Annotated in this window: 1 protein-coding gene; it reads right to left on the reverse strand. The window is 60.8% G+C overall.

The features are described from left to right. Positions 1 to 101: 101 nt before the first annotated feature. Positions 102 to 357: DUF3455 domain-containing protein (locus SB765_RS28350; protein WP_410932317.1), on the reverse strand; the 256-nt coding region annotated here is incomplete at its 5' end.

Below are 357 nucleotides of genomic sequence, written 5' to 3' on the forward strand. Positions count from 1 at the left end.
TGTGCAGCTTCCTTGTGTCATGCAAGGTACCCCGGCCATCCAGCCGGGGGCTTGCCAACGAGCATAGATGAACGATTGCAAGGCGTCTGCTCAAGTGCGTCTTAATTGGCTGTCCAGAACACATAGTCGGCCTGGTACATGACGACCTGCCTAGCACCTTTGTTCTGCGCCGTACAGTCACTTGCCGGCGCCACGCCGCCGCGGGTGGCCAGGCGCTGGATGTAGCTGACGCCCTGCATGGCGCCTTTGCCTTCGGCCAGGTTGGCCTTGACCAGTTGATAAGGTATAGCGCCCTTGTCTGCAGGTGCCACCGCCACCTGGGTGCCGGTGACTTTTGATCCGTCCTTGGCCTGCCAG

It is taken from the genome of Pseudomonas sp. SIMBA_067, assembly GCF_046534675.1.
GTDB lineage: Bacteria > Pseudomonadota > Gammaproteobacteria > Pseudomonadales > Pseudomonadaceae > Aquipseudomonas > Aquipseudomonas putida.